The 13,330-nt window shown below is 70.8% G+C and carries 10 protein-coding genes; 6 read left to right on the top strand and 4 right to left on the bottom strand.

Annotated elements, in window-relative coordinates:
- Positions 1 to 267: 267 nt before the first annotated feature.
- Complete coding sequence (locus tag AB0C01_RS31765) at positions 268 to 954, bottom strand: hypothetical protein (protein WP_357244136.1); 687 nt, start codon at positions 952 to 954, stop codon at positions 268 to 270.
- A gap of 69 nt (positions 955 to 1,023) precedes the next feature.
- On the opposite strand from AB0C01_RS31765, the gene AB0C01_RS31760 reads away from it, so the two are divergent.
- From AB0C01_RS31760 to AB0C01_RS31750, 3 genes are read left to right on the top strand one after another with little or no spacing between them, the layout of a single operon-like run.
- Positions 1,024 to 3,642: a valine--tRNA ligase gene (locus AB0C01_RS31760; protein WP_357244139.1), complete on the top strand. Its 2,619-nt coding sequence runs from the start codon at positions 1,024 to 1,026 to the stop codon at positions 3,640 to 3,642.
- Positions 3,639 to 4,973 (top strand): folylpolyglutamate synthase/dihydrofolate synthase family protein, encoded by a 1,335-nt coding sequence (locus AB0C01_RS31755; protein ID WP_357244142.1) that lies wholly within the window; start codon positions 3,639 to 3,641, stop codon positions 4,971 to 4,973. The genes AB0C01_RS31760 and AB0C01_RS31755 overlap by 4 nt, the downstream gene beginning before the upstream one ends.
- Complete coding sequence (locus AB0C01_RS31750) at positions 4,970 to 5,419, top strand: DUF4233 domain-containing protein (protein ID WP_357244145.1); 450 nt, start codon at positions 4,970 to 4,972, stop codon at positions 5,417 to 5,419. Before AB0C01_RS31755 ends, AB0C01_RS31750 begins: the two co-directional genes overlap by 4 nt.
- A gap of 24 nt (positions 5,420 to 5,443) precedes the next feature.
- Here the strand turns inward: AB0C01_RS31750 and AB0C01_RS31745 are convergent, their stop codons facing one another.
- Positions 5,444 to 6,880: a VOC family protein gene (locus AB0C01_RS31745; RefSeq protein WP_357572879.1), complete on the bottom strand. Its 1,437-nt coding sequence runs from the start codon at positions 6,878 to 6,880 to the stop codon at positions 5,444 to 5,446.
- A 141-nt stretch (positions 6,881 to 7,021) separates the two neighbouring features.
- On the opposite strand from AB0C01_RS31745, the gene ndk reads away from it, so the two are divergent.
- On the top strand, positions 7,022 to 7,447 hold the full coding sequence (ndk, locus tag AB0C01_RS31740) for a nucleoside-diphosphate kinase (protein WP_357244151.1): 426 nt from the start codon (positions 7,022 to 7,024) through the stop codon (positions 7,445 to 7,447).
- A gap of 75 nt (positions 7,448 to 7,522) precedes the next feature.
- Here ndk and sigJ read toward each other — a convergent pair whose 3' ends face one another.
- Positions 7,523 to 8,398 (bottom strand): RNA polymerase sigma factor SigJ, encoded by an 876-nt coding sequence (gene sigJ, locus AB0C01_RS31735; protein WP_357244154.1) that lies wholly within the window; start codon positions 8,396 to 8,398, stop codon positions 7,523 to 7,525.
- Positions 8,395 to 8,835 carry a carboxymuconolactone decarboxylase family protein gene (locus AB0C01_RS31730; protein ID WP_357244157.1) on the bottom strand — a complete coding sequence of 147 codons (441 nt, stop codon included), beginning with the start codon at positions 8,833 to 8,835 and terminating at the stop codon, positions 8,395 to 8,397. Before AB0C01_RS31730 ends, sigJ begins: the two co-directional genes overlap by 4 nt.
- Positions 8,836 to 9,336: 501 nt before the next feature.
- Between AB0C01_RS31730 and ileS the strand changes: the two genes are divergently transcribed.
- Together ileS and AB0C01_RS31720 are read left to right on the top strand one after the other, a co-directional pair.
- Positions 9,337 to 12,483, top strand: coding sequence for an isoleucine--tRNA ligase (gene ileS, locus AB0C01_RS31725; protein ID WP_357244159.1), 3,147 nt, complete (start codon positions 9,337 to 9,339; stop codon positions 12,481 to 12,483).
- 104 nt (positions 12,484 to 12,587) lie between these two features.
- Positions 12,588 to 13,277: a lysophospholipid acyltransferase family protein gene (locus tag AB0C01_RS31720; RefSeq protein ID WP_357244162.1), complete on the top strand. Its 690-nt coding sequence runs from the start codon at positions 12,588 to 12,590 to the stop codon at positions 13,275 to 13,277.
- Positions 13,278 to 13,330: the final 53 nt, after the last annotated feature.

Genomic DNA, 13,330 nt, shown 5'->3' with positions numbered 1-13,330 from the left:
ATGGTACTGCACTCGTGAGGGTGTGGGAGAGTAGGACGCCGCCGGACAATCTTCCAGAAAAGGCCACCCCATCACGGGGTGGCCTTTTCTGCGTCTGCCGGTTGGTGGGTTCACCGACCCGGGTTCCTCGCGCCTGAGGCAAGGTCACGCTCGAACCAGAATCTGGTGCTGTCCCCGACGTGCTGACCCCACTACAACCAGGATGTTGCGCGACCCTGCGGCCTGCGGCCGGGCGGTGGTCTGGGCGGGGGCGCCGGTCGGGTGGGGTCAGTTGCGGGACTGCATGCCGGCGCGGAGGTTGCGCAGCAGGCCACCGGCGTCGCTGACCGACCGGCCCGGGAACATCGCCATGACCACGCTGCCGTGGTCGGCCCACCCGCACACCGCGAAGTCGCCACCCTCGCCGCTGGTGCTACCGCACTTCAGCACGCCGCCCAGGTCGCCGGCGGGCATCTCGCGGAGGCCGGTCACCGCACCTGTCTCGTCGGACATGAGGCGGAACAGGCTCTCCAGGTCCCGCTCGGGCTGCCAGAGCAGGGTGGTGCCGCCGAAGATGAGCACGGAGCGCTTCTCGTCGGCCGGGTCGCGGTAGACCGTGCCGAAGCTGCGGTCCAACTCGATGTCCGCCGCCAGGCCGCTGCGCAGGTAGTCGGCCGTGCTCTTCGCTCGTTCGCTGTCGTCCCGGCTCAGGCCGGCAATCTGCGGAGGCGAGGTGAGCTCGGTGTCCTTCTGCTGCGCCACCCGCCACCCGGCGGCACCCAGCACCCCGGCGCCCGCCAGGCCGACCACCAGCGCGACCGTCCAAGCGATCTTGCGCCGTCTCGACCAGCCGCTGGGGCGTTCGTCGGGGTCGCCCCCGGAGTCGCGGGTGCTCAGCTGGATCGGCTCTTCGGTCAGCTCGACCGGCTCGCGACCGCCGTCGAGCGACCGCTCGGTGAGATGTGCGTCGGACATAGCCGACACCGTACGCGAACCACAGGTGGCGCACGTCAGGTCCGCGGAAGCCCTCCGTAGACTTGTCAGGTGACCGAGAGACTGGATGCCCGACGCCCCGACGCCCCGACCCTTGCCGGCCAGTACCAGCCCGGCGAGGTAGAGCAGCGACGGTATGAGCAGTGGGTAGCCGCCGGGCACTTCCGGGCCTCCGCCGACAGTGACAAGCCCCCGTTCGCCATCGTCATCCCACCGCCGAACGTGACCGGCTCACTGCACATGGGCCACGCGTTCGAGCACACGCTGATGGACGCGTTGACGCGGCGCAAGCGGATGCAGGGCTTCGAGGCGCTGTGGCTGCCGGGCATGGACCACGCCGGCATCGCCACCCAGAACCTGGTGGAGCGTCAGCTCGCCGCCGAGGGCCTGTCCCGGCACGACCTCGGCCGGGAGAAGTTCGTCGAGCGGGTCTGGCAGTGGAAGGCCGAGTCCGGCGGGGCGATCCTGGGGCAGATGCGGCGCCTCGGCGACTCCGTCGACTGGGACCGTGAGCGCTTCACCATGGACGAGGGGCTGACCCGGGCCGTCCAGACGATCTTCAAGAAGCTCTTCGACGAGGGTCTCATCTACCGGGCCAACCGGATCATCAACTGGTGCCCGCGGTGTCTGACCGCGCTCTCCGACATCGAGGTCGAGCACACCGACGACGACGGTGAGCTGATCTCGATCCGCTACAGCGACGAGGTCGTGGTGGCCACCACCCGGGCTGAGACGATGCTGGGCGACACGGCGGTGGCGGTCCACCCGGACGACGAGCGTTACCAGCACCTGATCGGCACCGAGGTCGAGCTGCCGCTGACCGGCCGGCGCATCCCGATCGTCGCCGACGCGCACGTCGACCCGTCGTTCGGCACCGGCATGGTCAAGGTGACCCCGGCGCACGACCCGAACGACTTCGAGATCGGCCAGCGGCACGACCTGCCCGCGATCACGGTCATGGACGAGCGTGGCGTGATCACCGTGCCCGGCCCGTTCGAGGGGCTGGACCGGTTCGAGGCGCGGCCCGCGATCGTGGCGGCGTTGCGCGAGCAGGGTCGGATCGTCGCGGAGAAGCGGCCGTACGTGCACGCGGTCGGGCACTGCTCGCGGTGCAAGACGACAGTCGAGCCGCGGCTGTCGTTGCAGTGGTTCGTCAACACCGGACCGCTGGCCCAGGCCGCCGGCGACGCCGTGCGCGACGGTCGCGTCCGCATCGAGCCCGCCGAGCTGTCCAAGCGCTACTTCGCCTGGGTCGACAACATGCATGACTGGTGCATCTCCCGCCAGCTGTGGTGGGGGCACCGGATCCCGGTCTGGTACGGCCCGCAGGGCGAGATCGTCTGCGTCGGCCCGGACGAGCAGCCGCCGACCGGCGACGGCTGGCGGCAGGACGAGGACGTGCTGGACACCTGGTTCTCCAGCGCGCTCTGGCCGTTCTCCACGCTCGGCTGGCCGGAGCAGACCCCTGACCTGGCCAAGTTCTATCCGACAAGCGTCCTGGTCACCGGCTACGACATCCTGTTCTTCTGGGTCGCCCGGATGATGATGTTCGGCCTGTACGCGATGGACGGCAAGCAGCCGTTCGACGTGGTGGCCCTGCACGGCATGGTCCGCGACGAGCACGGCAAGAAGATGTCGAAGTCGTTCGGCAACGTCGTCGACCCGCTGGACTGGATCGACCGGTTCGGTGCCGACGCCACCCGGTTCACCCTGGCCCGGGGCGCCAACCCCGGTCAGGACGTGCCGGTCAGCGAGGAGTGGTGCCAGGGCTCGCGCAACTTCTGCAACAAGCTGTGGAACGCCACCCGGTTCGCCCTGATGAACGGTGCGCACACCACGGGTGACCTGCCGCCCGCCGAGCGGCTCTCCACCGTCGACAGGTGGATCCTGTCCCGGCTGGCGCACGTCACCGCCGAGGTCGACGAGCAGTTCGAGGCGTACGAGTTCGCCAAGGTGTGTGACCTGCTCTACCACTTCGCCTGGGACGACGTCTGCGACTGGTACGTGGAGCTGAGCAAGCCGGTGCTCGCCGAGGGCGGTGAGCGGGCCGAGACCAGCCGTCGGGTCCTCGGGCACGTGCTGGACCAGCTGCTGCGGCTGCTGCACCCGGTCATCCCGTTCGTCACCGAGGAGCTGTGGCTCGCGCTGACCGGTGGCGAGACGGTGCAGACCGCCGCCTGGCCGGTGGCCGACCGGTCGCTCGTCGACGACGCCGCCGAGGCCGAGCTGGCAGGTGTGCAGCGCGTGGTCACCGAGATCAGGCGGTTCCGCTCCGATCAGGGGCTGCGCCCGACCCAGCGGGTGGCCGCCCGGTTGGACGGGCTGGCCGGGGCGGGCATCGACGCCCACGAGCCGCTGATCCGCTCCCTGGTCCGACTGGACCCGGCCGGAGACGATTTCCAGGCCAGCGCCACGCTGGCCATGCCCGGCGCGGTCGGTGTCGCGTTGGACACCCGGGGGTCGATCGACGTGGCCGCCGAACGGGCCCGGCTGACGAAGGACCGCGCGGCGGCCGAGAAGGAGGTCGCGCAGGCTCGGGCGAAGCTCGACAACCCGGCCTTCATCGGTAAGGCCCCCGAGCCGGTGGTCGCCAAGATCCGCGACCGGCTCGCCACCGCCGAGGCCGACCTGGTCCGGATCGACGCTGCTCTGGAGACGCTTTCCTCGTGACCGACCGTACCGAATTCGCCGCCGTCGAGGCCGAGCTCAACGCCCGTGGTTTCACCCGCATGGTCTTCGAGCTGGGCCGGATCGAGTCGCTGCTGGACCTGCTGGGCAGCCCCCAGCGGGCGTACCCGGCGATCCACCTGACCGGCACCAACGGCAAGACCTCCACCGCACGGATGATCGACTCGCTGTTGCGGGCGCACGGGCTGCACACCGGGCGGTACACCAGCCCGCACCTGGAGACCGTCCGGGAGCGGATCAGCCTGGACGGGGAGCCGGTGAGCGAGGAACGGTTCGCGGCCGTGTACCGGGAGATCAAACCGCTGGCCGAGCTGGTGGACGCGCGGTCGGACGAGCCGCTGACGTACTTCGACATGACGACCGCGTTGGCGTTCGCCACGTTCGCCGACGCGCCTGTCGACATCGCGGTGGTCGAGGTGGGCCTCGGCGGCGCGGAGGACGCGACGAACGTCATCCAGGCCGGGGTCTGTGTGATCACCCCGATCGGGCTGGACCACACCGAGTGGTTGGGTGACACCCTTCAGGACATCGCGCTGGCCAAGGCCGGCATCATCCACCCGGGCGCCACGGTGATCGCCGCGGCACAGGAGGAGGAGGCCGCTGGTCCCCTCCTCGATCGCAGCGCCGAGGTCGGGGCCACCATCGCCCGGGAGGGCGCCGAGTTCGGCGTACTGGGTCGGGCGGTCGCGGTCGGCGGTCAGGTCCTCAGCCTGCAGGGCCTGGGCGGCGTCTACGACGACGTGTTCATCCCGCTGCACGGCGCCCACCAGGCGCAGAACGCCGCGGTGGCTCTCGCGGCGGTGGAAGCGTTCCTGGGCGCCGGGGCTCGACGTCAGCTGGACGTCGAGACGGTCCGGGAGGGCTTCGCCTCGACCAGTTCCCCGGGTCGGTTGGAGCGGGTCCGTAACGCGCCGACGATCCTGCTCGACGGCGCGCACAACCCGCACGGCATGAAGGCCACCGTCACCGCGCTCCAGGAGGAGTTCGCGTTCAGCAAGCTGGTGGCGGTCGTCGGCGTACTCGCCGACAAGGACGCGGAGGCCATGCTGGAGTTGCTGGAGCCGGTGGTCGACCAGGTGGTGGTCACCCGTAACAGCTCCCCACGGGCGATGCCGACCGAGGCACTCGCCGCGCTGGCCGCCGAGATCTTCGGCGAGGAGCGGGTGGACTTGGCCGAGGAGATGCCGGACGCCATCGAGCTGGCGGTGGCGCTGGCCGAGGAGGACGTCCCCGGCGAGCTCAGCGGGGTCGGGGTGCTGGTCACCGGCTCGGTGGTGACGGTCGCCGATGCTCGTCGGCTGCTGAAGCGATGACCGAGCCGCAGCGGGACCCCTCCGCCACCGATGACCCGGCCGACCAGGGCGCGGCCGGCTCGCCGGCCGATCAGTCCGTGTCGGAGGAGCGCGTCGCCGGGCAGCCGCGACGCTCCGGGTTGCGCAACCCGGAGCGGGCGGTACGCGGCCTCGGGGCCGGCACGCTCAGCCTGGAGGCGCTGGTGCTGCTGCTCGCCATCCAGCCGATCCGTGTGGTCGGCGGTGATCTCAGTGGCGCCGCGATCGGTGCCGTGGTGGCACTTGCGGTGGCCGCCATCGTGGTCGCCGGCATGATGCGCCGCCCCTGGGCATGGCACGCCGGCACGGTGCTCCAGGGCCTGCTGATGCTGGGCGGTCTGCTGCACTGGTCGCTGCTCGCCCTGGGCATCATCTTCGCCCTGGTCTGGGCGTACGCGCTGCACGTCCGCCGGGTCATCCTCGGCTGACGCCGGACCGGTCGGCGGGCCGGGTCAGGCCTCGGCGCGTTCGCGCCACTGGGTGAGCGCGATGCCGTGGCCGTCCGGGTCGCGGAACGCCGCCGCCCACACCTCCAGCTTCGAGCCCCGGTTGACCACCCGGGGCGCGTACGTGAATCGGACGCCCGACCCGCGTAACCGTTCGTACGCCGCTTCGATGTCGTTGACCTCAAGGTTGACGTGCACCAGGCGGCGGCTGATGGGCGCCGCGCCGGTCACCTCGCGCAGGACGAGCCGGGTCGTGCCGGAGGCGAGTACGGCGTTGCCGGCGCCCCGGTCGACCTCGGTGAAGCCGAGCACGTCGCGGTAGAAGTCGAGCGAACGGGACAGGTCGGTCACCAGCAGGGTGAGACCGACCCCGCTGATCGGCGCGCCCGGATCGGCGGTCGCGCCCGATTCGAACCCGAAGATCGCCTGGTCCAACTCCTCGTCGGTGACCGTCTCGCGTCCCGCCCCGGCGGGGGAGGGGTCGTCGAGCGGGAGGTCGAGGGGGTCCAGTGGGTCGGTCGCGCCCGGCCCGGACCGCTGGGCGGGCGGCGGGTCGACGCGCTGGGCCGGCGGGTCGAAGGCGTCTCCGGCGGGCGGGGTTGCCCGGTCGTCCTCCGGCAGGTCGTACCGCTCGTCGAAGCGCTCCTCGGCGGGCGGGCGTGGTGCCGGGGTGGCCCGCCGGGGCAGTCCACCACTGGCCTGCTGCTCGACGAGGACGCCTTCCAACACCACCGGGCCGCCCGGGCTCTGGTGCATCACCACGGGCTTGCGCTCCTCGGGCACGACGCCCGGGTCGTCGCGCAGCGGATCATCGCGCAGGGGGTCGGCGCGCACCGGGTCGGGGCCGAGCGGGTCACGGTAGGGGTCGCCGAGCGGGTCGCGGAAATCTTCCCGGAAATCGTCGTCCGGCCCTCGGCCGGCCCACGGCGGGGCATCCTGCTGGATCAGCCCCTCGTCCATCGCCTCGGCTTCGGCGAACTCCGGCGGGAGGTCGGCGACCGCGGCGGCGGTCTCGGCGTGGGTCGGCACCTCGTCCCAGAGGACCTTCACGTGCCGCTGGTCGTCCAACGCGACCCGGATCGGCAGGGTCTGGCCCAGCGACGGCCACTTGGAGACCGGCACCCTCGGCTCGATGATCTTCTTGGACCGGGGCGGCAGACCGGGCGCGTCGAGCACCAGTTGCAGTTCGCAGCGGCCGAACGCGTACTGGGTGGGTGGTTCGGAAGCGCTGTGCACGTGCCCGACACCGACCACCCAGGTGCGCCCACCACCGCGTACGGTCGCCAGCGCGATCGCCAGCACCAGCAGGGCGACCCCGAGAGCCACGATGGCCCAACTGGGCATGCCCAGCCCGAAGACGACGACGAAGGTGGCCACGGTGCCCAGCACCACGCCGACCAGCTTGCGTACCGGCGCGATGGGTCGGTTCCCGCCATTCGCCACAGTGGACCTCCCGGGGTCAGGGCCAGGCTAGGCCGGATCGGCCACCGGGCGAAAGGCCGGCCGCCGCGCCGGCGCCGGGACCGGGTCGCTACGCTGACCGTACCGATCCCAGGCGTCCAGCGTGCACAGGAGGAACCCAGCGTGTCCAGCAACAGCCCGGATGAGCGCAGCCTCGTTCTGATCAAGCCCGACGCGGTCCGCCGCGGCCTGGTCGGCGAGGTCCTCTCCCGCTTCGAGCGCAAGGGGCTGCGAATCGACGCGATGGTGCACCGGACGATGGACGCGACGCTCGCCGACGAGCACTACGCCGAGCACGTGGACAAGGCGTTCTACCCGCCGCTGAAGGACTTCATGACCAGCGGTCCACTTGTCGCGCTCGTGCTCTCCGGCGACCAGGTCATCGACGTGGTCCGCGGGCTGGTCGGCGCCACCGACGGACGCAAGGCCGCCGCCGGCACCATCCGGGGCGACCTGTCGCTGTCCAACCGGGAAAACCTGGTGCACGCCTCCGACTCGACGGACAGCGCCAAGCGCGAGATCGCGCTCTGGTTCCCCGAGCTGGGCTGACGCTCCCGAGTTGGGCTGACGCTGCGCGGTCCGGGCCGGCTCTGCGGTCCGGACCGGCCGACGGCACCGGAGGGTTCAGTCGACCGGCGGCACTTTCGTCGGGTTGCCGACCACGTAGATCCCGGTGATCCGTCCGTCGGCCGCGGCGATGGTGAGCGTGTACCGACTGCCGTCCGCGCGCGTGATCAACACGGCGGGTTCCCCGTTCAGTTCGATCGGATGCACGGTCATGGGACGGCCCGGGCCGTAGATCCCGGCGTAGAACCGGGCGATCCGGTCCGCGCCGGTGACCGGGTTGCGGGCTGCCCGGACCCGACCACCGCCGTCGTTCCAGGCCGTGGCGTCCGCCGCGACCAGGCCGGTGAGCGTCGCCAGGTCACCGTCGCGGGCGGCGGCGAGGAACGCGTCCAGCAACCGTTCCCGTTCGGCCCGGCTCGCGGTGAAGCGCCGCTGCTCCTGATGGACCCGGCTGGTCGCCCGGTGGTGGAGTTGGCGGCAGTCCTCCGGGGTCCGCTCCAGGATCTCGGCGATCTCGGCGTACGGCAGGTCGAAGGCGGTGTGCAGGACGTACACCGCACGCTCCGGCGGGGTGAGCCGCTCCAGGACGTGCAACAACGCGGTGGAGAGCGAGTCGCGCAACTCCGCGCGGTCCAACGGTCCGAACGGCGAGGGCGCGGTCGGCACGGGCTCGGGCAGCCAGGTGCCGACGTACGTCTCGCGGGCCGCCTGCCGGGCCCGCAACCGGTCCAGGGCCAGCCGGGTGACCACCCGGGACAGGTACCGGCGGGGCTCCTCGACCGCCGACCGGTCCACGCCGTGCCAGCGCAGGTACGCCTCCTGGAGCACGTCCTCCGCGTCGTGTCGGCTGCCGAGCAGCCGGTACGCGAGCCCGAGCAGCATCGGCCGGTGCGCCTGGAGCGCACCGGCCGCGTCTGTTGCCTCAGTGGTCATGCGTGGGCCGGAGGCTCCAACCGCATGGTCACTCCGATCCGATTCCACACGTTGATTGTGGCAATCGCGACGACGAGGTCGGCCAGTTCCTTCTCCGACCAGACCTTCGCGGCGGCGTCCCACACCTCGTCCGGCACGCCGTGCTCACCGAGCCGGGTGACCGCGTCGGTGAGGTCCAGCGCGGCCCGCTCCCGCTCGTCGAAGAACGGCGACTCCCGCCAGGTGGCCACCGCGAACAGCCGCCGGCTCGACTCACCCTTGGCGAGCGCGTCCTGGCTGTGCATGTCGACGCAGTACGCGCATCCGTTGATCATCGACGCGCGCAGTTTCACCAGCTCAAGCACCGTCTGGTCGACGTTCGACTGGACGTACTTCTCCAGCCCCATGACCGCCTGGTACGCCTTCGGCGCCACCGCGCCGGGATTCATCCGCTGCATGACTACCTCCCCTGATCGGTTGGACACCGACACGACGGATGGGAGAGGTCGCACCGTGACAGCCAAACCTGTGACCCCAGTCATGCCACCCACCAACCCCACCTCACTCCCCAGCCCGTTGATCATGGGGTTATCGTCACGACACGCCGGGGCGGCCAGCAATAACCTCATGATCAACGGGCTGGGGTCGGGCTGGGGGCGGGTGGGTCGGGGGTGGGGGTGGATTGGTCGGCGGTGTGGTGGTGGGTGGGTCTTGTATCGTTGGGACTGGCGATGATCCGGCTATCACCGGTGAGCCTCCGGAAGAACGGCCGGGTCACCGGCCCAGTAGAACCGGACGGGTGCGGCCCGTCACAGCCGGTCAATGAGCGGGCGGTCGATCGTGACCGCCAAGCGGGGTGGTACCGCGGATCACCCGGGAGCGCCGTCGAGGCGTACCCCTGGGACGGTTCGTCCTCGCAGACCCACGTTGAGTGAGCTGCATGAGGAGAGCGACCCCCGATGGCCTATCCGTTGCACGACCCGACCGCCGCCGGAGTCCCGGCGAGCCCGGACCTGCCCGCGGTCGAGCGCCGGGTGCTGGAGCACTGGACGGCCGACCAGACCTTCGAGGCCAGCGTCGAGGCCCGCCCGGCCGGCGACGACGGCAAGAACGAGTACGTCTTCTACGACGGCCCGCCGTTCGCCAACGGTCTGCCGCACTACGGCCACCTGTTCACCGGGTACGTCAAGGACGTGGTGCCGCGCTACCAGACCATGCGCGGACGGCACGTGGAGCGGCGCTTCGGCTGGGACTGCCACGGCCTGCCCGCCGAGGTGGTGGCCGAGAAGCAGCTCGGCATCACCAGCAAGGCGGAGATCATCGACCTGGGCGTGGCCCGGTTCAACGAGGCCTGCCGCACCTCGGTGCTGGAGTTCACCCAGGACTGGGAGCGGTACATCAACCGGCAGGCCCGCTGGGTCGACTTCACGAACGACTACAAGACCCTCGACCTGGACTACATGGAAAGCGTCATGTGGGCCTTCAAGACCCTGCACGACAAGGGTCTGATCTACGAGGGCTTCCGGGTGCTGGCGTACTGCTGGCGCTGCGAGACGCCGCTGTCGAACACCGAGACCCGGATGGACGACGTCTACCGGGACCGGCACGACCCGACGCTGACGGTGTGGTTCGGGCTGACCGCTGACGAGTCCGCGCCGGAGCTGGTGCGCGGGCCGGTCCGGCTGGGCGTCTGGACCACCACGCCGTGGACCCTGCCGTCGAACCTGGCGCTCGCCGTCGGCCCGGACATCGAGTACGCGGTGCTGGAACGCGACGGGGAGCGGTACGTCGTCGGCGCGGCGCGGCTGGCCGCGTACGCCAAGGAACTGGACGGCTTCGAGCAGGTCGGCACGGTGTACGGCCGGGACCTGGTCGGACGCCGCTACACGCCGCTGTTCGACTTCCTCGTCGAGCAGGCCGGCGACAACGCGTACCAGGTGCTCGGCGCGGAGTTCGTCACCACCGAGGACGGCACCGGGATCGTGCACCTCGCCCCCGCCTTCGGTGAGGACGACCAGAACGTCTGCAACGCCGCCGGCATCCCCACCATCGTCACCGTGGACGACCACACCCGGTTCACCGCGCTGGTCCCGCCGTACCAGGGTGAGCAGGTCTTCGACGTCAACAAGCCGGTGATCCGGGAGCTGAAGGAGCGGGGGGTGGTGCTCCGGCAGGACACCTACACCCACTCGTACCCGCACTGCTGGCGCTGCGACACCCCGCTTGTCTACAAGGCGGTGTCCTCCTGGTTCGTGGCGGTGACGCAGTTCCGGGACCGGATGGTCGAGCTGAACCAGGAGATCAACTGGACGCCCGGGCACATCAAGGACGGCTCGTTCGGCAAGTGGCTGGCCAACGCCCGGGACTGGTCGATCAGCCGGAACCGGTTCTGGGGTTCGCCGATCCCGGCGTGGAAGTCCGACGACCCGAACTACCCGCGCCTGGACGTCTACGGCTCGCTGGCCGACATCGAGCGGGACTTCGGCGTACGCCTGACCGACCTGCACCGGCCGGCGGTGGACGACCTGGTCCGCCCCAACCCGGACGACCCGACCGGACAGTCGATGATGCGCCGGGTGCCGGAGGTGCTGGACTGCTGGTTCGAGTCCGGGTCGATGCCGTTCGCCCAGGTGCACTACCCGTTCGAGAACGCGGATTGGTTCGAGCACCACTACCCGGGCGACTTCATCGTCGAGTACATCGGGCAGACCCGCGGCTGGTTCTACACCATGCACGTGCTGGCCACCGCGCTGTTCGACCGGCCGGCGTTCCGCAACTGCCTGAGCCACGGCATCCTGCTCGGCTCGGACGGGCGCAAGATGTCCAAGAGCCTGCGCAACTATCCGGACGTCTACCACGTCTTCGACGCGTACGGCTCGGACGCGATGCGGTGGATGCTGATGTCCTCGCCGGTGCTGCGCGGTGGGGACATGGCGGTCACCGAGGCGGGCATCCGCGACGCCGTCCGGCAGGTGCTGCTGCCGCTGTGGAACGTCTGGTACTTCTTCACGCTCTACGCCAACGCCGACGGGCACCAGGCGAGTCGTCGCACCGACTCGACGCACCTGCTCGACAGGTACATCCTGGCGAAGACCAACGAGCTGGTGGCCACGGTCGGCGCGCAGATGGACGCGTACGACATCTCCGGCGCCTGCGCCACCGTCCGGTCCTACCTGGACGCCCTGACCAACTGGTACGTGCGCCGCTCCCGGGATCGGTTCTGGTCCGGTGACGTCAACGCGTTCGACACGCTCTGGACGGTGCTGGAGACGCTCTGCCGGGTGGTGGCGCCGCTCGCGCCGTTGACCGCGGAGGAGATCTGGCGAGGCCTGACCGGGGAGCGGTCGGTGCACCTGACCGACTGGCCGGAGGCGACGGACTTCCCGGCCGATCACGACCTGGTCGCCGCGATGGACGCCACCCGGGCGGTCGCCTCGGCGGCGCTGTCGCTGCGCAAGGCCAAGGGTCTGCGGGTACGGCTGCCGCTGTCCAAGCTGACCGTGGCCTCCCCGGCGGCGGAGCAGTTGCGTCCGTTCGCCGACCTGGTCACCGACGAGGTCAACGTGAAGGCCGTCGAGTTCAGCGCCGAGCTGTCCGCGTACTGCGAGCAGGTGTTGACGGTGGTGCCCCGGGCGCTCGGTCCGCGGGTCGGCAAGCAGGTGCAGCAGGTGATCAAGGCGGTCAAGGCGGGCGACTGGGAGCTGGTCGACGGCGCCCCGGTGGCCGCCGGCGTCACCCTCGCCGAGGGCGAGTACGAGCTGCGACTGGTCGCCGCCGATGCGGAGAACTCCGCGCCGCTGCCCGGCGGTGAGGGTGTGGTGGTGCTGGACACCGAGGTCACCCCGGAGTTGGCGGCCGAGGGGCTGGCCCGCGACGTGGTGCGGGTGGTGCAGCAGGCTCGCCGGGACGCCGACCTCGATGTGTCGGACCGGATCGTGGTGTCGGTGTCGGCCTCCGAGCAGGTGCGCGCGGCGGTGGCCGGGTACCTGGACTTCGTGTCCGGGGAGGTGCTGGCCGACTCGGTGGACTTCGCCGAGGGCATCGACGGCTTCGCCGGTGAGGTCGGCGAGGGCGACCGGGTGACGGTCTCCGTCCGCCGGGTCTAGCGACGATCGTCAGGTAGCGGGCGCCGCGCCACCTCCGTCCGAGGGGTGTGCGGGCGTCCGCTACCGTGACACCGCCTGTTCGCACCTGATCTGCCGGAGGACCAGTGCCCCTGCTCTACACCATCGGCAAGCTCGCCGTGGGGCCCACGCTGCGGTTGGCGTTCCGCCCGACCGTCGAGGGGCTGGAAAACGTGCCGAGGAGCGGCGGGGCGATCTTCGCCGGCAACCACCTGTCCGTGGCCGACGAGCTGTTCCTCGGCACGGTTGTGCCCCGGCACCTGGCGTTCTGGGCGAAGTCGGAGTATTTCAAGGGCACCGGTGTGAAGGGCGCGATCTCCAAGTTCGTCCTCACCGGCCTGGGTGCCATCCCGGTGGAGCGGGGCGGCGGTCGAGCCGCGCTGTCCGCGTTCGACGCGGCGATCCCGGTGCTCAAGAACGGTGACCTGGTGGTGGTCTACCCGGAGGGCACCCGCTCGCCGGACGGCCGGCTCTACCGGGGGCGGACCGGCACGGTTCGGCTGGCGACCTCGACCGGCGTGCCGATCATCCCGGTCGGCATGATCGGCACGGACAAGGCGCAGCCGATCGGCGCCCGGGTGCCCCGGCCCGGCGCCGCCGAGATCATCATTCGGTTCGGCAAGCCGATCGACCTGACCGGGCGGCCGACCGACCGCACCTCGTTGCGGCAGATGACCGACGAGATGATGAGCGAGATCCAGAAGCTCACCGGCCAGGAGTACGTCCCCCGCTACGCCCCGCCGCGCGCCCACCCGGACGCGACTCGCGAGGCCTGACCCCCACCCCGGTTGACCAGGAAGTCCACCGCCTTCGTGGGGCGGGAGACCTC

It is taken from the genome of Micromonospora sp. NPDC048905, assembly GCF_040649655.1.
Lineage (GTDB): Bacteria > Actinomycetota > Actinomycetes > Mycobacteriales > Micromonosporaceae > Micromonospora.
Note: the sequence above shows the minus strand (reverse complement) of the source record. Positions and strands in the feature narration are given on the sequence as shown.

Coding starts and splice junctions, on each gene's coding strand:
- AB0C01_RS31765 (WP_357244136.1), bottom strand. CDS start 954: ATGTCCGACGCACATCTCACCGAGCGGTCGCTCGACGGCGGTCGCGAG.
- ileS (WP_357244159.1), top strand. CDS start 9,337: ATGGCCTATCCGTTGCACGACCCGACCGCCGCCGGAGTCCCGGCGAGC.
- AB0C01_RS31750 (WP_357244145.1), top strand. CDS start 4,970: ATGACCGAGCCGCAGCGGGACCCCTCCGCCACCGATGACCCGGCCGAC.
- sigJ (WP_357244154.1), bottom strand. CDS start 8,398: ATGACCACTGAGGCAACAGACGCGGCCGGTGCGCTCCAGGCGCACCGG.
- AB0C01_RS31730 (WP_357244157.1), bottom strand. CDS start 8,835: ATGCAGCGGATGAATCCCGGCGCGGTGGCGCCGAAGGCGTACCAGGCG.